Raw genomic sequence first — 21,009 nt, 5'->3', positions numbered from 1 at the left:
AATTATTGCCAGAATATTCCATTTACCATTTAAAACAAAAATCGGTAGGGGCGATGCCCCCGTGCTCGCCCCTTCTATGCGAACCGCAAATAATTTTTATATGCGGCGATAATTTTCAAATACAACGATAAAATTGCGCCATGCCATACAATCCAGACATACATCATCGCCGTTCCATTCGTCTCAAAGGATACGACTATTCACAGGCAGGCGCATATTTCATCACCATTTGCATCAACCATCGACAACCCCTATTAGGCGCGATCGCTGATGGCATCATGATACCGAATCCTGCGGGAACAATGGTACAAACAATTTGGGAAGAAATGCCATTCCATTATCCAAACATAGAATTAGATGCCTTCGTGATAATGCCCAATCATATTCACGGCATTATCATTCTGAAATCAGCACAAATAGAACCTGTAATGACATTAGGAGAAATCATGCATCGGTTCAAATCCTTCACAACCGCAAAATATCGTCATGGTATTCATCAGGCACAATGGCAACCATTTATGGGCAGACTATGGCAACGGAACTATTATGAACATATTATTCGCAATCAAGAAACCTGCGATCGCCTACGCCAATACATAGCTAATAATCCCTCATCATGGGAATCCGATCTTCTGTATCCAAATATCGATCCTCCTTTATGACCAAACTATTTGCCTGTGGTACGGGGGGATTGGCAAGACTGGCTAGAGATCTGCTGTAACCGTTTGCGTTATCATCTAGTTTTCAAAAATCCCTCCGATGATCTGGCGAGAGAAGCCTGATACGTGCAATGTCCTGAATATTACTGCGACAATTCCCTCACCCCGTTCCAAATCCTCAAAAATCATCTATAGGTTGTGACATCTCTATCTGAGGGACTAAGGAGTGTCATCTAGGAAAATTGATTAAAGATATACAATGTAAGTTCATCTTATTGTAGCTAACGTTTGATTTGTATATTTATCCCTTGCGAAGTAATACATTTAAAAAATCTATTGGTTCAGAATTGAGGGCAAAGTGCTATAAATCGCTTTGCCTATGATTAAGATAAAAAAGTTTGATGTGATATTCGTTTATTGGGCTTAACCAAATGTATACAGTTTTAGAAGCGATCGCTACTAGCAATCCTGCTTATAAGCTCACGCAATCCGAAGCCGCTGACTTTATGTTAAAGACAGAAAGTTTATCGGCTGCTATTAGAAAAAGAATTCCATCAATTTATGCAAATTCAGGAATCGATTATCGCTTTAGCTGCATTCCAGACTATGGCGGCGATCTCCAAAAATTTGAACTATATCCTGATAATTGGGAACTCACACCCACGCCAACCACCTTTAGTCGCAATCAAAAATATGAAATCTATGCACCTAAACTTGCGCTGCAAGCAGCACAACAAGTGATCGCAGAAACAGATGATCTTTGTGCTCAAGATATTACCCATTTAATTGTCGTCAGTTGTACGGGCTTTTCGGCTCCTGGTATTGATATTCACCTAATTAAGCAACTAGGGCTTTCCTATACAATTTCTCGGACGATGATTGGATTTATGGGTTGTCATGCCGCCTTTAATGGACTGAGAACTGCCCATGCGATCTGTCAAAGCGATCGCAAGGCAAAAGTTCTTTTAGTTTGTGTGGAGTTATGTTCATTGCATTTTCAAGTGGCTGACACTCTAGAGAATACGATTATTAATGCCATCTTTTCCGATGGAGCTGCCGCCGCGATTTTAACTTCGCGTCCCTTTTCTGAAGCTGAAGGCAAGCTTGCCTATACCGATGGATCGAGTTTACTCATAGACAACACGGAAGAACTAATGAATTGGACAATTGGTGATACGGGCTTTTTGATGGGTTTATCACCGAAAGTTCCCGATGTAGTGGTGGGGGCTTTGCCTCATTATCTACAAACTTTTTTAAGTCAATATCATCTCACCCCAGCGGATCTGGATTTTTGGGCGATTCATCCTGGCGGAAGAAGAATTATTGAAAAGATTCAATCTGCTTGTGAGCTTAGCGATCGCATGGTTGCCGATTCCTATGAGATTTTGAGACGTTATGGCAATATGAGTTCGCCAACGATTCTATTTATTCTCAAACAGATTTTAGCCAAGCATCAAGTAGGCGCAACTCCATTTCTAAATGGGCTTGCCTTAGCCTTTGGTCCTGGACTATCGATTGAAGGTTGTTTATTTCAAAAAGTCTAAAAAGTCTAACTATCAATATTTGTAGCGCTTAGCGCTACAAATATTGATTTAAAAAATTAGGAGCATATATGCCTTCATTTCAAATCCGCACCAATCAAGATGAATTGATGGATGATTTCTCCATTCAGGATGAACGTCTCACCGATGCCCTAGAACAACTGCGCCCCATTAACCAACTGCTGGGCGGATATGCCACCACGATGGAAGTTCTCGCGCCCTTTCTCAAAAAGAGAGCGCAAGCAAATCAAACCACGCGCATTCTCGATATCGGCACTGGTATTGGTGATTTCCCTGAATATATCGTGCGTTGGGCTGCGGCTCAGTCTCCTGCAATCAACGTCGAAATTGTGGCAATCGATGCCAATCCTGTAACCGTTGATTATGCCCGTGAAGCTCTCAAAAAGCGATTGCCACCAGAGCTACAAGCAAAGATCAAAGTGGAGGTTGCGGATGCCTTGGCGCTACCCTACGCAGATGACGAGTTTGATGTGGCGATCGCGGCGATGTTTTTGCATCACTTTGCCCATGAGAATGCTGTACAAATTGTGCGATCCATGCAGCGTATATCCAAACAAGGTATTCTGATTAATGATTTGCATCGGCATCCCCTAGCCTATTATGGAATCTATGCCCTCACAAGGCTATTACCTGCGGTACAAATGGTTCGCAATGATGCACCTTTGTCGGTTTTGCGTGGATTTAAATCCCCTGAATTAAAAAATATTGCCGAGTCCGCAGGATTAGTTGATTTCTCTCTCAAATGGCGTTATGCCTTTCGTTGGGTACTTCATACAATTTAGCTCAAAAGCAAGCCAAGATTTTTTGAAAGCGACGCTTTCAAAAAATCTTGGCTTGCTTTTGGCATAAGTCTTATAGCTGTCGCCATTTGTATAGCTATAGCCACCTGTATCAGGACAAATCAAAACCCAAATAGTGTGAGGCGGCGCTTCGCGCCGCCTCACACTATTTGGGTTTTATTTCCTAACAAGACTGGCGACAGCTATATTAGGACAAATAGAAGTGAGGGGCGGCGCGAAGCGCCGCCCCTCACTTCATGACTGGCGACAGCTATAGAATAAAAATAGTTTAGTAATAATCACGATGCTGCAATTTATTGATACTTTCTTGGGTGGTCTACCAAACTGGTTTTATCAACTTGAACAATGGACTGATGCTTTGGTGAATAGCCAACTCAATCAAGCCTCATGGACAAGTATCGGCGTAGTGTTTTTAGCAGGACTGGTCACCAGTCTGACCCCTTGTACCCTGTCGATGTTGCCACTCACGATTGGCTATATTGGCGGCTATGAATCTAAAAGTACATGGACATCGGCGCTGCAATCAGCATGGTTTTGTCTCGGCTTTGCGATCGCCCTCACTGGTTTTGGACTGACCGCCGCGCTTCTCGGTAAAATTTATGGACAAACGGCTTGGGGTTGGTCGGTGGTGATGGGAATGATCGCGATCGCAATGGGATTGCAACTATTGGAAGTAATTTCTTTCCGTTTACCAAGTTTTGGGAATTGGGAAGTATCTCAAAATTTGCCACAGGGATTGCGATCGCTTTTAATCGGATTATCTTTTGGGTTTGTGGCTTCGCCTTGTAGTACGCCTGTATTAGTCACACTTTTGGCTTGGGTATCTGGCTCAGGAAATTTGCTGGTGGGTACAGAATTTCTGCTTGCCTATGCGATCGGCTCTGTATTACCGCTAGCGATCGCAGGGACATTTACAGGGCTGATTAAACAGTTCTTGGAATTGCGTCGTTGGTCAAGTTGGCTCAATTGGGGAAGTGGGATAATTCTGATTGGGTTCGGCACACTTTCCATTTTGAGCAAGATTGCCTAAATCTATTTCCGCCATTCCTGATCAAATCTTCCCCAAAGACTGAGTAATCTCGGATCGATCTCTGTGTCAAGTAGAACAGCGGTAACGATTGAACGTATTTTTAATAGATCGCCAAAACTAGCCCGAATGAAGATTTTGCCAGAAGCGACAGATTTTTCGAGTGTAGATTTACCAAACATGATGTTACGTAAAGCAAGCCCAGTGCTTTCAAAGTCATTGCTTGCCTCAGGATCAGCTTCGGAAATTGTGATTTTTAATTCCTGTTCACCTTCTGCCTGCACATGGATGCGAGCTTCATCGATCGCGATCGTTGCCGATTTCCCAGAAGCAACGCGCACGATCGCTGCCCATGTGTCACCTTGGCGATCGCGCAAAATCTCGATTAATTCTAAGAGCATGGATGAGAGCATTGCGGCGCGAGGTGACAGGGAATCAGGCATGGTCATGTTAGGCAATTAGTTAAAAAGATATAAAGATTATAGGATTACGAGATGTCATCTTTTAAGCAAATATACTAGTCCTACCGCGCTTTGCGCTCAAACCCAAACCAAGAGGTTTAAAAAGTTTTGCTTTGCAAAACTTTTTAAAACCTCTTGTGGTTCGTTTGATCGGTAATTGCTGTAAATAAACTGAGAAAGATACATCCAGTTCTTTGCGGCTTTGAGTAGTACAGAAAGATTTTTGAAAGCGTCGCGAAGCGACGCTTTCAAAAATCTTTCTGGGTTTTAAATCAGCGCAAGGCGCTGTATAGCAATTCCCAATAATCCACATAATATGAAAAAAATTTTATATTCTTTAGCGATCGCCCTAGGACTGTCCTGTATCGCGATCGCACCTGTAGCATCACAAACGATCGCGAAATCTCAACAATTTGGAGTTGCTCCCCCAGCCTGCGAAAAAGAAGCTCAGCTTTACCTAAACATTTGCGCTTCTCGTTGGGCAAAAACTGCTGATTTCTTGCGATCGCTAATTTATGACGAAGTTTATAGTCAGATCCCTACAGCTAGACAGTCCCAACTCAAAGCAGTCGAAAAAACTTGGAATTCCTATAGAGATATTCACTGTCAGGAACTGAGCGAACCATTCCGTAAAGGCTCTATTTATCCTCTCTTGTATTTCAGTTGCCGAGCGAGACTGACTAATGATCGCATAGCTGATTTACAAGGGACAAATAATTCTCAACTTACATCAGATGTCACGACTCAAAGGCTATCTAAAATCCTGAAGCAGGAAAAGATGCAGAATTCTGCGGGGCAACGTCAATGGTTACTCTACCAAGCTCAGCACTGTCAGTTTGAATCATTAATTTCTCTGGATAACTCGCGATCGGTCAAACAATGTCGCGATCGCTTAGCCGAAGGTCGGCTTCAGCAGTTAGAAGCAATGCTTGGCACTCGATAAATGACTGTTTGCAGTGCTTTGCGCTCAAACCCAAACCAAGAAAGAACTTGAAAGCTTTGCTTCGCAATGCTTTCAAGTTCTTTCTTGTGGTTCGTTTGCTCGGTAATTGCTGTAAATAACACTTTTAGCGACTTTCCCACACCAAGATAATCACAGTCCCAAGAGCGTAGGCAAGAATATCTTTCCAATCAAAGGTAGTTCCTAAAATAGTTGCTAAAACTTTATTTTGTGCTAGTCCTAGGCGATCAACAAAATTTAGATACTGCAATCCTTCGATCGCACAGGCAAATCCAAAAACCGATATCGCTGCTATCTTTGCGCGAATCTTCCAAAAGGATTTAATAAAGCAGTAAATCAGAATTACCACTAACACATCCCCAATAAAGGGGCGAATTAACTGATCATCGATAAAAATGGCGATATAAACTTCTATTAAAAAGAATAAAACTGTTAAGTAGAAGTATTTACGATTAAAAGTGAGCCGATTAGTCAGCATGTTACGAAATTAAGACATTAATATCAAAAATCTTTCCCTACCCCTGCTTTATAGCGATCATTACAGCGCTTTGCAGTCAAACTCAAACCAAGAAATGTTTTTGAAAGCGTTACTTCCCAAGGCTTTCAAAAACATTTGAGTGGGAATTGATGTATGAATATCTATAGTAAAGCAAGTTTTGCTTAGGACATAAAACCCAAGAATCGAGTGGCGGCGCGAAGCGCCGCCACTCGATTCTTGGGTTTTGGTTTGTACTAGCTAACTCTTTTTTTGCTATATAACGCCACTTTTGAGACTTTTAGTGCTTTTTTACGAAGAGTTTACGTTTACAGGTTTGATCGCCTGTCAAGTTTTGTAACAACTGCAATAAAAATAGTGATAATAACTAACTGAATTTGACTAATTCCTTAGTACCTCATACCTAGGACATAGATTTATTAGTACAATCCAAAGTAGCGATCGTAACTACTCAATTACGCCTGAGCTAACATAATCCTTTAATACCATCCTTTTCAGTCAATGATGAATAGCAACGCACTGCCCCTAAAACAAGGTTTATACGATCCACAGTTTGAACATGATGCTTGTGGGGTCGGATTTATTGTCCATAAATCAGGAAAAAAATCCCATGCGATCGTCGAGCAGGGTTTGACAATTCTAGAGAACTTGGAACACCGTGGCGCGTGCGGTTGCGAGACAAATACAGGTGATGGTGCAGGTATTTTGATGCAAATCCCCCATAAGTTTTTGGTGAAAGTGGCGGCGGCAGCAAATATCACCCTACCTGAAGCAGGACAATACGGTGTGGGCATGGTTTATGCTTCGCCCGATTCTAATACCCGTAAGAATGGGCGAGAAGCTTTTGAAAAGCTGGTAGCTGCTGAAGGTTTAAAAGTACTGGGATGGCGTGATGTCCCCACTGACAATTCCTCCTTGGGTGCGACTGCTCAATCAAGTGAGCCATTTATGCAGCAAGTGTTTATTGGGCGATCGCCTGATCTTGCTGATGATCTCGCATTTGATCGCAAATTATTTGTACTGCGTAAACTTGCCCATACCGCAATAAGGGCGGCGAATGTTGACCCTTACTGGTATCCTTCTAGCCTTTCCTGTCGCACGATTGTCTATAAAGGGATGTTGATGACGGCGCAAGTAGGAATGTACTACGCCCATGATTTGCGTGATCCTGACATGGAGAGCGCTCTGGCCTTAGTTCACTCCCGCTTTAGTACCAATACTTTCCCTAGCTGGGAGCGATCGCACCCTTACCGCTACATTGCCCACAATGGTGAAATTAATACTTTGCGCGGCAATACCAACTGGATGATCGCCCGTCAGTCGATGTTTGAGTCGGATTTGTTTGGCGATGATATTTCTAAAATCAAGCCCGTGATCAATATCGAGGGTAGTGACTCGACAATTTTTGATAACGCTTTGGAATTGTTAGTACTGGCTGGGCGATCGCTACCTCATGCAGTGATGATGATGATTCCTGAGCCTTGGACTGCCCATGAGTCCATGAGTGATGAGAAAAAAGCCTTTTATGAATACCATTCCTGTTTGATGGAACCTTGGGATGGACCTGCCTCGATCGCCTTCACCGACGGCACAATGATCGGCGCAGTTCTTGATCGTAATGGCTTGCGTCCTTCGCGCTATTACGTCACCAAAGATGATTTAGTCATCTTCGCATCGGAAGCAGGTGTATTGGATATTGCACCAGAGATGATCGAATCTAAGGGTCGTCTGCAACCAGGGCGGATGTTCCTCGTGAATATGGAAGAAGGTCGGATTGTTGCTGATGAAGAAATCAAACATCAAATCGCCACTGAACATCCCTACCGTGACTGGATTAATCAGCACATGGTGGATATCGCTAATCTCAAGGATGGTGTAGCTAGTGAACCAGAAGCGATTCCTTTAACTCAGAAGCAAATGGCTTTCGGCTATTCCTTTGAAGATTTGCGTCTGCTATTAACGCCAATGGCGCGGGATGGTGTGGAAGCGATCGGTGCAATGGGAGCGGATACCCCTCTAGCAGTTCTTTCCAATCGCCCTAAACTTCTCTATGATTACTTCCAACAGTTATTTGCACAGGTAACTAATCCTCCTATCGATTCCATTCGCGAAGAAATTATTACTTCCGCCGAAACAACCATTGGTGCAGAACGGAATTTGCTCAAACCTGAACCAGAAAGCTGTCATTTAATTGAATTAAAAACTCCGATTCTCAGCGATGCTGAATTTGCAAAACTGAAGCATATTAATGAAGGTGGTTTTAAATCAATTACACTTTCTACTTTGTTCAATCCTAAATCTGGTGTTGCTGGATTAGAATCAGTAATTACTGAGATTTGTACTAAGGCTGACCAAGCGATCGCTGATGGTGTGAATATTTTAATTCTGAGCGATCGCGGCGTGAATCCTGATAATGCACCTATCCCTGCATTGTTAGCTGTATCAGGCTTGCATCATCATCTCATCCGCACAGGAACCCGTACCAGAGTCGGTTTAGTTCTCGAATCTGGTGAACCCAGAGAAGTGCATCACTTTGCTCTGTTGATTGGTTACGGTTGCGGCGCAATCAATCCCTATCTTGCCTTTGAAACGATCAAAGACATGATCGATCAACGTCTCTTAGTAAATGTCGAGTTCAAAACTGCGGTTAAGAACTTTATCAAGTCGGCAACTAAGGGCGTAACTAAGGTTGCTTCTAAAATTGGTATTTCCACAATCCAAAGCTATCGCGGCGCTCAGATTTTTGAAGCCGTTGGACTCAATCAGGATGTGATCAAAAAGTACTTCACTTGGACAGCTTCCCGTATCGAAGGTGCTGATTTGGAAGTGATTGCTAAAGAAGCGATCGCTCGTCATACCCATGCCTTCCCCGATCGACCTGCTAGCGGCAACACCCTCGATGTCGGCGGTGATTATCAATGGCGCAAGGATGGCGAAGCCCACCTGTTCAGCCCTGAAACTATTCATGCATTGCAAAAAGCAGTACGCGATGGCAACTATGAACTGTTCAAGAAATATTCGGCACTTGTCAACGAACAGAATCAACAACATTTCACCCTGCGTGGCTTGCTCGATTTCAAAGCTCGCGAATCTATTTCCATTGATGAAGTAGAACCCATCGAATCAATCTTAAGCCGCTTCAAAACGGGTGCAATGAGCTACGGTTCGATCTCTAAGGAAGCCCATGAAGCTTTGGCGATCGCTATGAATCGCATCGGCGGCAAGTCCAACACAGGCGAAGGCGGCGAAGATCCCGATCGCTATACATGGACAAACGAGCAAGGCGATTCCAAAAATAGCGCCATCAAACAGGTTGCCTCTGGACGTTTCGGCGTAACTAGTCTCTACCTCTCCCAAGCCAAAGAGATTCAAATCAAGATGGCTCAAGGTGCAAAACCAGGCGAAGGTGGTCAACTCCCTGGCAAGAAAGTCTATCCTTGGATTGCCAAAGTGCGCCACTCTACTCCTGGGGTCGGCTTGATTTCACCACCACCTCACCATGACATCTACTCCATCGAAGACCTCGCCGAGTTGATTCATGATCTCAAGAATGCCAATCGCGCCGCCCGTATCAGCGTCAAGCTAGTTTCGGAAGTGGGCGTAGGTACGATCGCCGCAGGGGTTTCTAAAGCTCATGCCGATGTCGTTCTTATCTCTGGCTATGATGGCGGTACTGGTGCATCACCCCAAACCTCGATCAAGCACGCTGGCTTACCTTGGGAACTTGGACTCGCGGAAACCCACCAAACCCTCGTTCTCAACAATCTCCGTAGCCGCATCGTTGTGGAAACCGATGGACAAATGAAAACAGGTCGTGATGTCGTGATCGCGGCTCTACTTGGTGCAGAGGAGTTCGGCTTTGCCACCGCGCCTCTCGTCACCCTTGGCTGTATCATGATGCGCGTCTGTCATCTCAACACCTGCCCTGTTGGAGTCGCAACCCAAGATCCACAATTGCGCGACAAGTTCACAGGTGATCCTGCCCACACCGTCAACTTCATGACCTTCATCGCGATGGAAGTTCGTGAATTGATGGCGAAACTCGGTTTCCGAACCCTTGATGAAATGGTCGGTCGTACTGAAGTTCTCGAAGCGAAGCAAGCGGTCGAGCATTGGAAAGCGAAGGGCTTAGACTTCTCCAAGATTCTCTATCAGCCAGAAGTTGGTGCAGAAGTGGGACGCTACTGCCAAATTCCACAGGATCACGGCTTAGACAAATCCCTTGATATGACTGTGTTGTTGGATTTATGTCAAGCAGCGATCGTTGATGGTGAACCCGTTCAAGAGACTATTCCGATCAAAAATATCAATCGTGCTGTCGGAACCATCCTCGGCAACGAAATCACTAAGCGCCATTGGGAAGGACTGCCCGATGACACCGTGCATCTACATTTCCAAGGTACGGCTGGTCAAAGCTTCGGCGCATTCGTTCCCTCTGGTGTGACGATGGAACTCGAAGGCGACACCAACGACTACCTTGGCAAAGGACTTAGCGGCGGTAAGATCATTCTCTATCCAGACAAAGCTTCTACCTTTGTCGCCGAAGAGAATGTCATCGCTGGTAACGTCGCTCTCTATGGCGCAACCAGTGGCGAAGTCTACATTCGCGGTATCGCTGGCGAACGCTTTGGAGTGCGTAACTCTGGCGTAAATGCCGTAGTCGAAGGCATCGGCGATCACGGTTGCGAATACATGACTGGCGGTAAAGTCGTTGTCTTGGGCTTAACTGGACGGAACTTTGCGGCTGGTATGAGTGGTGGTGTTGCCTATATTCTCGATGAGTCAGGTGATTTCGCCACCCGTTGCAATACTTCAATGGTCGGCTTAGAGAAGCTCGAAGATCCTGAAGAAATCAAGGATCTGAAGCAGTTGATTCAGCAACACGTTGACTATACCGAGAGTGCTAAGGGTGCAAAGGTTCTCGCTGATTGGAATGCGATCGTTCCTAAATTCGTGAAGGTAATGCCGAAGGATTACAAGCGGGTATTGCAAGCGATTAAGGAAGCATTGGAAGATGGTTTGAGTGGTGATGATGCCCTGAACGCCGCCTTTGAAGCCAACTCTCGTGATGTTGCCCGTATCGGTGGCAGCTAAATAACAAGAGACAAGGGGCTTAAGCCCCTTGTCTCTTATTCTCGCCATACTAGACTTGCCATGACATCAAAGTGATAGTCGTATGTCCAAATAGGAATATTCATTTTTGCCGATAATACTGCTGTTGTGGCATCTACGAGAGTAATCGTCTGATCTGGATACTGCATGACTTTCTCTTTAGCTTGAAGATAGTCCTCTTGGGTTGGATTTAAAAGCTCAACGCAATCAAGACAATATTCTGTAAATTCCTTTGCGGCTAGAAAGCCAAGTCGATAAAGCAGCAAGCTATAAGTTTCAAGAAATACTGGAAACGGCACATAGATAGTCGTGTTAGCATCAACAATTTTTTGCATCTCAGATTGAGCGCGTTGATGATAGCTGTCTTTGTTATCTAGTAACGCATAAAAAATGCCTGTGTCGGCAACTACTCTACTCATGCTTGAGAATGAGAGATTTTGTGGTTATAGAGAGATTCTGCTAGAACTACGTCATGATTAATAGACGTATCGGTGTAATTGCTCCCTTTGGTAACAGGGCTAAGCATACGAGGCTTTTTGAGGTTGGTAGACTGCTGGTTGGCAATTTCTTGCAATATGAGTTGTGCTAGTCTGGTTTGGCTATCCTGAGGCAGCTTGGCAGCAGCAACAAAGGCTTTTTCGAGCAGTTGATTCATATAGGCTGAGGTTTTATTTTTATTGTACAGGCTTTGATAATAAGGTGAAGCTATATGAAAGCTGAAGAGTTAGATAAAAAGTTTGATGATGGCGAAGATGTCTTAGATTTATTTGATCTTACGACTTTAAAACGTCCTGATTTAGAAACTCAGTCTGTTGCTATCAATTTACCCCAGTGGATGATTGCTGCCCTTGATAGAGAGTCGGTAAGGTTACACGTTAGACGTAGACCGTCAATCTATAATAAAGTTCTAGTTTGCTGAAAGATTAGAAAAAGTTACTGTTAATTCTTGAAGTCTTATCTCGACCAAGCAATAATTGATACCTATGAAATAGCTCTTGCTTTGGTTGTGCGAGAAATACCTCTCCATTATCCAGATTTGCCCTCAGATTGTCCCTATTCGATCACCCAAATCCTCGATCCACAATATTTTTAGCCGCTTTAATAGATTATCCATTACTATTTACTCAATGAAAAGTATTGCAATCCCCCTAAAACAAGCCTGTTGATGAACCATCTAGTAATCGATTCCTTCGTGCGCTTTGGGCTACATTACGCTTAGAGTTTGGGAAATTGGCTTGGCAATATAGTCCAAGGAAAGATGGCTCTCGTCGTGTAATCTATTTTGGTTACGCAGATCTTGCGCTTTCTTTTACGATCCATATTGGCATTATGTATAAGAAAAAAGGGATTATTGAAAGTGTTGTTTTTGAGGATGTTTTTGATAAAACAGAATTTCCTGTGGATAGATTCAAATATTGTGTAAGAGTCGCTGAAAATGCTTCTGAATGCGAGTTTTATGTTTCTGCTGAGATAATTGTTCCTTACGGTTTTCAATTCCAGAGTTGCCAAAGCTTAGAAGTATTCTCTCTCCTTACACATGATGCACAAAAGACCAACATATTTCCCTTTCTTTCTCGAAATCTTTGCAAAACCGATTTACAGATTAAAATTCAAGCTTTCGATGATGCTGATGCAAATCATCAGTTTATGCTATATGCACGCCCTATTGTGGATGTACTATCAGCATTCACAAATCTTTTCTTTGACATAGGCAAGCCTAGAAAATGTGTGACCTTACTTAATTATCCTCAACCAAGAAAATCAATGCTTAATCATGATTGGCTTGATGGATATCCAATCGTAGAAAATAAGCTTATGTTACCTGACCACTGCTTAAAACTTATTGAAGATATAGTTCAAAGCAATATAAATAAGAATAAACAATTCATTTTAGATGCTTGCCATCACTTTCACTCAGCGCGTTCTTCCCAAGAGCGAGATTCTGTTTATTCGCAAACAGAATCTATATCAGAAATAGCAATGGTTCTCTACATTTCATCAGTTGAAGTCCTTTCTTTAATAAATTCCTCTCCTCCGTCGAATTGCCCTACTTGTAGTCAACCACAGCGTCGCATATCATCTCGCGTTGTAGAATTTATGGAACGTCATAATGGAACTATCATTGCTAGCCTGATTAAGGAATTATATAATAACCGTTCTAAATATCTCCACTCTGGACGATTACTTTCTTCGAGATCATACAATGGCACAGTAATTCCACAGTTAAAATCTTCGTCTGATAATGGTGTTCTTTCGCCTATGTCACTTGCACCAATTCATAATTTACGAGAGTTCACGAGCTTCTGTATTCGTGCTGAAACATATAACGAATATAATTTGACTTCTAATGAATACAGTCCTTATTCATATAATGAGAACATAGAGACTGATATAGAACCCCAATTTAGGAATAAATATTTTAAATTCATATCAAAAATATATGGATACTTGCAGAATAAGATTAAGAATCTATGAAATATAGATTAATGGAGCAAGATTTTATTTATATTAATGAAGCGATTCGAGAATTTCCTGAAGTCTCTCAAGTAATCTTGTTCGGCTCGCGGACAGAGATCAATCATAAAAAAAATTCTGTTTTTGATTGAGATTAGAGGTAATCGCTGTTTTGATATTGTTGGCTTGTTGAGGGGCGATCGCTTGTGTGGTGAAAGTAGGGATGATTGAGGCGATCGCTGTTTGATTGAGATTAGGGGCGATCGCTGTTTGGTGTTGTTGGTTTGTTGAGAGGCGATCGCTTTTTGATAAGAGTGGGGGTGATCGCTTTTTGCTTGGGATTAGGGGTGATCTGATAAAATGAATATCAAAGGCTAATTTGGCTAAAACCATGACTACAATCACTCTAGAGCTACCACAAAATATCTACGAGTCTTTGCAAAAAGCTGCTGCAAAAGCAGGACAATCTCCACAAGAGTTAATCACTAAATTATTGGGACAAAGCATACAAAGTTTTACCGATGATCCTTTAGAAGTGTTTATCGGCGCTTTCCAGAGCGACATTCCTGACTGGGGCGAAAATCACGATCGCTATCTTGGACAAGAATTACTAGAAAACCATAATGTCTGAGCTATTTATCGATACGTCAGGCTGGGCAAATCTGATAGATATCAGTCAGCCTTTCCACCCTCTCAGCGTGAAAATATATCAAAATGCGCGTTCTCAAAAACACACAATTATCACGACAAGCTATATCATTACAGAACTTGTCGCACTGCTTTCTAGTCCCCTTCGCATTCCTAGACCAAAAGCGATCGCCTTTATCCAAAGCCTAAAAACTTCTCCGTATGTAGAAGTTATCCATATCAGCAAAGAGATAGATACAAAAGCATGGGAACTCTTAACGCAAAGACAAGATAAAGAGTGGAGTCTAGTTGATTGCTCAAGTTTCATTGTCATGCAAGAACGCAAAATTTCTGAATCTCTGACAAGCGATCACCATTTTGAACAAGCAGGATTTATTCGTTTATTGAAATAGCGATCGCTTTTTGATGTTGTTGATTTGTAGAGGGGCGATCGCTTGTGTGGTAAGAGCATGGATATTCTAGGCGATCGCTATTTTATAGCTCTCTCTTCCCCAACTATTGTTGTCATGCACCTAGATTTTTTACGTTAAACAGAGCGCGTCATTTGCACTCGATAGCGTTCCTTTTTGGTAATCATAATTTCGCCAATCGTGACTCTGCCTTTGCCGCGAATGGCAATGAGATCACCAGATTTTAGTTGATAGTTCGGCTGAGAAACTGTTTTCCAATTGACTCGCACATCTTCGCCGTTGATTAGATCCACCATTTTGCTGCGCGACATCCCAAAGCCGAAAGAAGCGATCGCATCTAATCGTAGGGAAGCTTCAGTGGAAGTGAGTTCTTTGGTGACGGGGATGCGAATTTTTAACTCTTCCCAAGCGATCACATTGACCTTGACGGGAACTGTGCGGACTTGGGTGAAGTGAAGCTGTAAGTATTCCATGAGTTCTGGAACGACGATTGCCTGTGCGCCTTTTTCGCCTAAGACATTGACATCACCGACCTTTTGACGCTCGATACCCGTACCAAGGAGCGCACCCAAAAAATCGCGATGGGTTGCGGTGTCAAATAGGAAGTTTCCAGAAATCGATATGGGTGTAAGACTGACCATTGACTGATCGAGGGGCAACTCAGAACGGGCGATCGCTAATCTTTGGCGTTCGGCTTGTTCATAACCACCCCATGCTAGGCAATGGATTTCGGTCATTTTGCCGAATACTTGTAGTGCTTCCGTAATTTCGGGTGGTGATAGAAAATCACTGCATACGACATCCCATGTCTGGATAGCGCGATCACCTAAATCCAGCAATCGGCTAAGGGTATCGCGATTTTCAACATGATTCAATAGGTCACGAGGTAGCATTAAATTTCGTCAAATTCCTCTTCGGGAATGCGTTGTTTGGACTTGTCAGGAATTTTGGTTTCGCCCCAAGCATCACGGATCTGCTGTTGGGTTTCGTTACGAAAGTTAGTTTTCGGTGTGTCTAAAAAGTCGTCTTCAAAATCATCATACTCGTCATCGTAGTTATCGATGGGGGCAGGTGGTGGGGCGATCGGGCGCGTTGGCTCAGGACGGACTTCGGCTCTGGCTTGGCGACGTTGTTGCTGCGGTGGATTTACAGGTATGCGCTCCTCAGCCCAATTATCGCCATCGTCCCATGATTGTTCTTGACGATAGACAGGACGTTGTTGCTGCGGTGGTGGTGAATAGGTGCTTCTTGTGCCAGATGACAGGGCATTGTCGCGAATGGTGGTGGATGGTGGCATGTAGTCATCCTCGAAGTCATCTTCCCAAGGCGCTTTACCTAGTCCTAGACGCTCTAGCAAGCCTTTGCTAAGCTGGGTCATCCGATCTTCCATGCCCTCGGTGACAATAATGCGATCGCGCCCTACGGCGATGATTTCATTGACATCAAGCTCATAGGTGCTAATCAAGCTGGCGGGAATAATTGGGTTACCGATGGAGGCAACGATTAAGAAAAGTAAATCACCCGTCTCTGGGTCAAATTTAAAATCGCGTACTTTACCAAGCAATTCACCTGATTCTGTGACTACTTCGTTGTTGATCAGGGTGGTGTAGCGCTCAGTAATTAAAATATCTTCGAGTACCGACTCGTCATCTACCAAGATGGCATCTGGCCCCAGCAAGTCAATATTGTCAAGGGACATGAAAAATGTGTCACCTATGCCGATCGGTGTACCTGGGACAAATCTTTCGGCGACGGTCATGCCGACGACCCGCCTCTGATCGACATCTAGCCAGATTTGGGTGACGATGCCAAGCCGCACGGCTGAGCGCTTGCTAAAGACTTGCAAACCCAATACGGCGGCACGTTGACGAAGATTTTCCGATTGCATCATGGCGGTGACGTGGCTCTAAAAGATTCCCAAACAATCCCTAACGGGTGGGGCATGAACTAAACAGGACGGTAAATACCTAGCCCTGATCTTAGCAGACTAGATCCCCGTCGGTATCTTAACGTTTGTTCGGTCGGTTGTTCGGGCGATCGCCTATTGTGTCAATCAGGCTCTGGTCATTGAATTAATGGTATGAAAAACATAGAAACCGTGTGAAAGTAGGCTTTAAATTCTTTGCTATGACATTACAAGAACTACAAAAACAAGTGTTGCAATTGCCAATTAGCGATCGCTGGAAGTTGGTGCAAACTCTCCTAGAGTCTCTAAAACGCGAGTCTCAACCAATTGTAAAACGTGGTAATCTGTCGAGCCTTAGAGGTGTAGCTAAAAGTTCGGCGAGAATGGATGAACTTGATGCTAAGGAAGATTATGTAAATTATCTGATCAAGAAAGCCTCAATTTAGAGAGAAATTGATTTCTATCAACTAAGCCGTTACTGCTGCTTTAACTTGATCTCGTACTTGAAACTCTTTCAGGAATTTAAAAAACATTTCAAAGCCTGTCTTTTCATCGTGACAGGAAAGCATGATTAGTTTTGCCCATGATGTAACGGATCTTACGCCTAGTTTTTGCTGTAGCCAAGGCTGAAAATCGTTATAAAAGTCTTCTTCTTCTTGGGTAAGTTCTTCATTAATCTGACTTCGTGCAAATTCATATCCAGCTAGAAACATAAATAGATCGCTAACGGATTGACGACCCAAATACATTCCTGAGTTCTTCTCAACTTTTTGCAAAATCTCAAATAATTCGATCATTTTATACCTCTCGGAAAAGCAAAAAGAGCGTTAAAAAATATAACGCTCTTTACATAATCAGGAATTGAACTATCTACGAATATAGCTAGCAGCTATTTGTTTTACTGTTTTCTGAAAGGCTGTCTTTACCTTTTGTTCACTTGGATTTTCCTGAAACGCTTTTGAAAGAATTAGAAAGCTATCTTCAAAATTTTGCTCATTCTCGATTTGGGAGTTGAGGTCAAGATATAAACCAAATTGAACTTTGTTTTTAGGTTGAATCTCTTTCGTCTCAGAAGTTGGTTCTGCCTTGATTAGATCGATTGCTGTTAACTTTGCGGCACTTAATATACTTTTAAATGCTTTAGAATTTTTATCCTGTTTTGTCTGAGCAAAAGCTTTAGGCTGATTTTTCTCCGCCATCTCAAAAGTGACTAGAGCAGCTTTATAATCTTTACTTTCGATAAAATTATCGCCTAACTGCATATATTGCTCATATCGCACATTAGCAATAGCTTCTCTTGCTTTAAAGTCTCGTGGTCGCATATTAAGAGCTTTGCTAAAATTTTCGATTGCGCCCAAACTGTCTTTTTTGCTGACTAAGCTATATCCCAAGTTCATATACTCATAATATTTTTTTTCAGATATGAAGCCCTTAACATTCTCAATTGCTTTTGACGCATAGGTATCATTAGGATTAATTGCAAGAGCTTTTTCAAAATTGACTAGAGCATTTTCGTAATCTTTCTCTTCGGTAAGTTGATATCCGATCCTCATGTACTCATCATAAGCAGGATCAATAGGTTGCTGTATTGTAGCAGGCGTTGAAGATGCGTTTGAAATCGGTGCTTTACTGTTATTTTTGTTAGAGACTAAAACAAGCAATGTTATGGAAACACCTAGAATTGATAGCGCAATGTTTCCTGCTGATATTATTAAAGGCTTCCCTCTGTTACCATTATAAGAAGCTCCTCTGGAAGCCATGTATTGACTTTTACATTGTGGCGAGCAAAAAACATTTAAGTTAAGTAATGTCTCAAATACACTCCGTTTGTCAATGGCATCGGCAAAAAAACCTTTTTCAAATTCTCGTTTGCACCAACTGCAAGTTTCTATCATAACTCAACTCACTCCATAAACATCTATTTTAAGTGGACAAACGACTATTGGATTGCACAGTAATTATTAATCTCATTGACAAAAGATTGCTTTTCCTCTGTAACACGTTCTAGAGAGTTAAGAGAAGTCTTAATGCTTTTTACTTCAGCCTTATCAATCTCTGTGGTCACATTACGAACTGATTGAGCAAGATTTTTATAACTACCGACCAGATTCTTCTGGCTATTTTGTAGATTTCCATCCCCAATTTTTACGCTCTCAAGCTCTGCCGTAACTCCATCCAACTTAGTGGCTAGATCTGCTAGTGCATCAGGATTAGCTGAGGTTGAAAGAGTTTTCTCTTTAGCAATAACCTGTTGTAACTTTCCACATTGACTAACCTTACTTTCACAGCTAATAAGCAAACAGCTTATCAACGTAAAAATTAAACAGATAGAGGAATACCGATTAAATGACACTTGCCTTAGCCCCCACATTTTAAGTAACTACTCCTAAAAAAAATCTGACTATCATATAATCTTATCATGGTTTAATTTACTATAATGATTTTTATTTTACAAAAGTTAATCTAAAATTTTGCTTTAAAAATATTTTAAGAACGGCTAACACTATTGCAGGAATGGCGATCTCATTACACCATCTTCATATCAGTACATTGTGATGATGTAGATTATGTGAGGGCGATCACGTTACTTGTTCTGACGGATATTTTAGCCGATCGCCTATCGATCATATACTTCTGGCTCAACATCTGGAACCTTAGCCAGAATCGCCTCATACTTTGCCCGACTTCCCCTCTTAGCCAGTTCCTTAAGATATCCCTCAGTCATCAAAGCCGCAATTTTTTCAGCGTTCTCTGAATCGTCTTGCATAGACGTTCCCGCAACATCACATCGCCCAGCGCCCAGCTTTCTAACACTCATACTTTTGAGGTCATACTCTGGTCTAAGCTCATCTTCCATTTCTAGATCCGATGACTGCATATATCTACTGCTTTGTGGTTATCCCAATCAAATTACATGAAAATATTATATCAGCACATTTTGGTAATTGTTAGGTTGTGCGATAGGCGATCGCAAGTCCACACTAGCGATCCAGTAACACTTCTCAGTTAGCAAAAGAAGATTCACGATGCTTGATCAACGTCTCCACAGGCAACGCACTCCGCAGATGCTGCCAAGGCAAAACTTGATTAACATCCCAATCCTCATGCACATACCAAGCAAGGGGTGGCAACTGCCCCCGCAATTCCTTAAAGGCGCGTTTGTAAGAACCATCACTCGGTACATCCCCATCACTATAGCTACAAGCCAAAATCAATAACTTAGTCAAACGGCGATCGCCTCTCGAAATAAGCGCTTGCACCAGCGAATCTTTGTAACTCTCAGGACGAAAATCTATCCCTTTCGGTAATAGCTTCTTACGGAAATACTGCATTTTCTTCTCAGCGGAAGTGCTGACACCCTGCCATTGCCAAGGCGTATGGGATTTCGGAACAAAAGTGCTGCAACCAAAAGTAATCTTTAATTTTGGCGCAATCTTACGCAGAGAAATTAGCATTTCGATGGTTTGCTCGATATCATCATCATTTTCCATTGGCACACCTGCCATCCCATAGAGCTTCAGAGACTTCAAACCACCAGCCTGAGCATTAATTGCCGCTTGCTTGATTTCATCATTATGCAACTTCTTATTAATGATTTCCCGCAAACGTTCAGAACCACTTTCAATGGCAATAGTAACAGACCGACTATCACGGGTAGAGAGAATTCTTGCTAATTTCTCTGTCAGTGTGTTGGTACGCACAGAGGCAAGACTGAGGCGCACATCATCAAACTGTGGCTGGGCGAGATGATCCAGTAAAGTATCAAATTCAGGATGTTGGGTAATTGATGCACCGAGCAAACCTAGACGTTTGGTTACAGTTAGCCCTTTCGCGATCGCTGGCATCAGACTTGACTCCAAACTAGCAGTCCGAAAGGGAAGCGTGAGATAACTCGCTAAACAAAAGCGACACATTTCTGGGCAACTCCGCACCACTTCCACCATGAAGATACTTTCCCATGCAGCTTTTTCGGTCACAACTGTAGAAGCTGAGAGCGTATTGCCTTTGTAGGTTTGTTTATGAACTGTGGCAGGAATATCGGAATCAGTGGGTTGAATGGAAGCGATCGCACCATCATCAGATTCGTAGGTAACTGTATAGAACTGCGGAACATAAATTCCATCTAGTTTTGCTAAATGGCGTAATTTCACTTCACGGCTAGCATGACGCACTTCTTGATAGGCATTGAGGAAGTTCCCAATTAATTCTTCGCCATCACCGAGTAGCACAATATCAAACCATGCGGCAAATGGCTCAGGATTAGCGGTGAGAACAGGTCCCCCACCAAATACTAATGGATGCTCATCAGTGCGATCGCAAGTATCAATGGGAATCTCAAATTTTTTCAGTGCAGCAAGAATATTGACGTAATCCAGTTCCCACGAAAATGAAAAACCCAATATCTCAATCTGACGCGGTAAATCCTCATGGGCATCGGTAAACCAACGACTGACATTAACTTGCGATCGCGTGGCTAGGTTTGCCCAAACTCCTTGATAGCCTAAGATCGGAA

At 42.8% G+C, this 21,009-nt stretch carries 24 protein-coding genes; 12 read left to right on the top strand and 12 right to left on the bottom strand.

Annotation, left to right across the window (positions count from 1 at the left end):
• The first annotated feature begins 140 nt into the window (after positions 1 to 140).
• The 4 genes from B9G53_RS22885 (at position 141) to B9G53_RS22870 (ending at position 4,051) form a co-directional block, all read left to right on the top strand.
• Positions 141 to 662: a transposase gene (locus B9G53_RS22885; RefSeq protein WP_094535756.1), complete on the top strand. Its 522-nt coding sequence runs from the start codon at positions 141 to 143 to the stop codon at positions 660 to 662.
• A 428-nt stretch (positions 663 to 1,090) separates the two neighbouring features.
• Positions 1,091 to 2,203 carry a type III polyketide synthase gene (locus B9G53_RS22880; RefSeq protein ID WP_094535755.1) on the top strand — a complete coding sequence of 371 codons (1,113 nt, stop codon included), beginning with the start codon at positions 1,091 to 1,093 and terminating at the stop codon, positions 2,201 to 2,203.
• A gap of 68 nt (positions 2,204 to 2,271) precedes the next feature.
• Positions 2,272 to 3,003 carry a methyltransferase domain-containing protein gene (locus tag B9G53_RS22875; RefSeq protein ID WP_094535754.1) on the top strand — a complete coding sequence of 244 codons (732 nt, stop codon included), beginning with the start codon at positions 2,272 to 2,274 and terminating at the stop codon, positions 3,001 to 3,003.
• 301 nt (positions 3,004 to 3,304) lie between these two features.
• A complete protein-coding gene (locus tag B9G53_RS22870) occupies positions 3,305 to 4,051 on the top strand; it encodes a cytochrome c biogenesis protein CcdA (protein WP_176453322.1) in 747 nt (248 codons plus the stop codon).
• Between the two features lie 2 nt (positions 4,052 to 4,053).
• Here the strand turns inward: B9G53_RS22870 and B9G53_RS22865 are convergent, their stop codons facing one another.
• Positions 4,054 to 4,497, bottom strand: a complete 444-nt coding sequence (locus B9G53_RS22865; RefSeq protein WP_141211863.1) for a hypothetical protein — start codon at positions 4,495 to 4,497, stop codon at positions 4,054 to 4,056.
• Between the two features lie 328 nt (positions 4,498 to 4,825).
• On the opposite strand from B9G53_RS22865, the gene B9G53_RS22855 reads away from it, so the two are divergent.
• Positions 4,826 to 5,452 (top strand): lysozyme inhibitor LprI family protein, encoded by a 627-nt coding sequence (locus B9G53_RS22855; RefSeq protein WP_094535751.1) that lies wholly within the window; start codon positions 4,826 to 4,828, stop codon positions 5,450 to 5,452.
• A 124-nt stretch (positions 5,453 to 5,576) separates the two neighbouring features.
• Here B9G53_RS22855 and B9G53_RS22850 read toward each other — a convergent pair whose 3' ends face one another.
• Positions 5,577 to 5,948, bottom strand: a complete 372-nt coding sequence (locus B9G53_RS22850; protein ID WP_094535750.1) for a DUF2809 domain-containing protein — start codon at positions 5,946 to 5,948, stop codon at positions 5,577 to 5,579.
• A 522-nt stretch (positions 5,949 to 6,470) separates the two neighbouring features.
• Here B9G53_RS22850 and gltB point away from each other — a divergent pair.
• Complete coding sequence (gltB, locus tag B9G53_RS22845; protein WP_094535749.1) at positions 6,471 to 11,060, top strand: glutamate synthase large subunit; 4,590 nt, start codon at positions 6,471 to 6,473, stop codon at positions 11,058 to 11,060.
• A gap of 35 nt (positions 11,061 to 11,095) precedes the next feature.
• Here gltB and B9G53_RS22840 read toward each other — a convergent pair whose 3' ends face one another.
• Together B9G53_RS22840 and B9G53_RS22835 are read right to left on the bottom strand one after the other, a co-directional pair.
• Positions 11,096 to 11,497: a type II toxin-antitoxin system VapC family toxin gene (locus B9G53_RS22840; protein WP_094535748.1), complete on the bottom strand. Its 402-nt coding sequence runs from the start codon at positions 11,495 to 11,497 to the stop codon at positions 11,096 to 11,098.
• Positions 11,494 to 11,733, bottom strand: coding sequence for a hypothetical protein (locus B9G53_RS22835; RefSeq protein ID WP_094535747.1), 240 nt, complete (start codon positions 11,731 to 11,733; stop codon positions 11,494 to 11,496). Before B9G53_RS22835 ends, B9G53_RS22840 begins: the two co-directional genes overlap by 4 nt.
• 54 nt (positions 11,734 to 11,787) lie before the next feature.
• Between B9G53_RS22835 and B9G53_RS22830 the strand changes: the two genes are divergently transcribed.
• The 3 genes from B9G53_RS22830 (at position 11,788) to B9G53_RS22820 (ending at position 13,553) form a co-directional block, all read left to right on the top strand.
• Positions 11,788 to 11,997, top strand: coding sequence for a type II toxin-antitoxin system BrnA family antitoxin (locus B9G53_RS22830; protein WP_254923777.1), 210 nt, complete (start codon positions 11,788 to 11,790; stop codon positions 11,995 to 11,997).
• Between the two features lie 27 nt (positions 11,998 to 12,024).
• The gene (locus B9G53_RS22825) at positions 12,025 to 12,171 is read left to right on the top strand and encodes a DUF29 family protein (protein WP_094535746.1); all 147 of its coding nucleotides are present in this window, start codon (positions 12,025 to 12,027) and stop codon (positions 12,169 to 12,171) included.
• A gap of 137 nt (positions 12,172 to 12,308) precedes the next feature.
• A complete protein-coding gene (locus B9G53_RS22820) occupies positions 12,309 to 13,553 on the top strand; it encodes a hypothetical protein (RefSeq protein WP_094535745.1) in 1,245 nt (414 codons plus the stop codon).
• A gap of 99 nt (positions 13,554 to 13,652) precedes the next feature.
• Here the strand turns inward: B9G53_RS22820 and B9G53_RS22815 are convergent, their stop codons facing one another.
• Complete coding sequence (locus B9G53_RS22815; protein ID WP_094535744.1) at positions 13,653 to 13,925, bottom strand: hypothetical protein; 273 nt, start codon at positions 13,923 to 13,925, stop codon at positions 13,653 to 13,655.
• Here B9G53_RS22815 and B9G53_RS22810 point away from each other — a divergent pair.
• Together B9G53_RS22810 and B9G53_RS22805 are read left to right on the top strand one after the other, a co-directional pair.
• Positions 13,924 to 14,163, top strand: a complete 240-nt coding sequence (locus B9G53_RS22810) for a hypothetical protein (RefSeq protein ID WP_094535743.1) — start codon at positions 13,924 to 13,926, stop codon at positions 14,161 to 14,163. The two genes, B9G53_RS22815 and B9G53_RS22810, sit on opposite strands and share 2 nt — an antisense overlap.
• Positions 14,156 to 14,572 carry a type II toxin-antitoxin system VapC family toxin gene (locus B9G53_RS22805; protein WP_094535742.1) on the top strand — a complete coding sequence of 139 codons (417 nt, stop codon included), beginning with the start codon at positions 14,156 to 14,158 and terminating at the stop codon, positions 14,570 to 14,572. Before B9G53_RS22810 ends, B9G53_RS22805 begins: the two co-directional genes overlap by 8 nt.
• A gap of 134 nt (positions 14,573 to 14,706) precedes the next feature.
• On the opposite strand, the gene B9G53_RS22800 is transcribed toward B9G53_RS22805, so the two are convergent.
• The gene (locus B9G53_RS22800) at positions 14,707 to 15,483 is read right to left on the bottom strand and encodes a photosystem II S4 domain protein (protein WP_094535741.1); all 777 of its coding nucleotides are present in this window, start codon (positions 15,481 to 15,483) and stop codon (positions 14,707 to 14,709) included.
• Positions 15,483 to 16,481: a PRC-barrel domain-containing protein gene (locus B9G53_RS22795; protein ID WP_094535740.1), complete on the bottom strand. Its 999-nt coding sequence runs from the start codon at positions 16,479 to 16,481 to the stop codon at positions 15,483 to 15,485. Before B9G53_RS22795 ends, B9G53_RS22800 begins: the two co-directional genes overlap by 1 nt.
• A gap of 236 nt (positions 16,482 to 16,717) precedes the next feature.
• Between B9G53_RS22795 and B9G53_RS22790 the strand changes: the two genes are divergently transcribed.
• On the top strand, positions 16,718 to 16,942 hold the full coding sequence (locus B9G53_RS22790; protein WP_094535739.1) for a hypothetical protein: 225 nt from the start codon (positions 16,718 to 16,720) through the stop codon (positions 16,940 to 16,942).
• A gap of 21 nt (positions 16,943 to 16,963) precedes the next feature.
• Here the strand turns inward: B9G53_RS22790 and B9G53_RS22785 are convergent, their stop codons facing one another.
• The 5 genes from B9G53_RS22785 to B9G53_RS22765 all read right to left on the bottom strand — a co-directional run bounded on the left by B9G53_RS22785 (position 16,964) and on the right by B9G53_RS22765 (position 21,004).
• On the bottom strand, positions 16,964 to 17,293 hold the full coding sequence (locus B9G53_RS22785; RefSeq protein WP_094535738.1) for a hypothetical protein: 330 nt from the start codon (positions 17,291 to 17,293) through the stop codon (positions 16,964 to 16,966).
• A 69-nt stretch (positions 17,294 to 17,362) separates the two neighbouring features.
• Positions 17,363 to 18,391 (bottom strand): tetratricopeptide repeat protein, encoded by a 1,029-nt coding sequence (locus tag B9G53_RS22780; protein ID WP_094535737.1) that lies wholly within the window; start codon positions 18,389 to 18,391, stop codon positions 17,363 to 17,365.
• A 44-nt stretch (positions 18,392 to 18,435) separates the two neighbouring features.
• A complete protein-coding gene (locus B9G53_RS22775; RefSeq protein ID WP_094535736.1) occupies positions 18,436 to 18,795 on the bottom strand; it encodes a hypothetical protein in 360 nt (119 codons plus the stop codon).
• 318 nt (positions 18,796 to 19,113) lie between these two features.
• Positions 19,114 to 19,374: a hypothetical protein gene (locus tag B9G53_RS28755; RefSeq protein ID WP_254923776.1), complete on the bottom strand. Its 261-nt coding sequence runs from the start codon at positions 19,372 to 19,374 to the stop codon at positions 19,114 to 19,116.
• A gap of 124 nt (positions 19,375 to 19,498) precedes the next feature.
• A complete protein-coding gene (locus tag B9G53_RS22765; RefSeq protein ID WP_094535757.1) occupies positions 19,499 to 21,004 on the bottom strand; it encodes a radical SAM protein in 1,506 nt (501 codons plus the stop codon).
• Positions 21,005 to 21,009 lie beyond the last annotated feature (5 nt).

Source organism: Pseudanabaena sp. SR411 (genome assembly GCF_002251945.1).
Taxonomy (GTDB): Bacteria; Cyanobacteriota; Cyanobacteriia; order Pseudanabaenales; family Pseudanabaenaceae; genus Pseudanabaena.
Note: the sequence above shows the minus strand (reverse complement) of the source record. Positions and strands in the feature narration are given on the sequence as shown.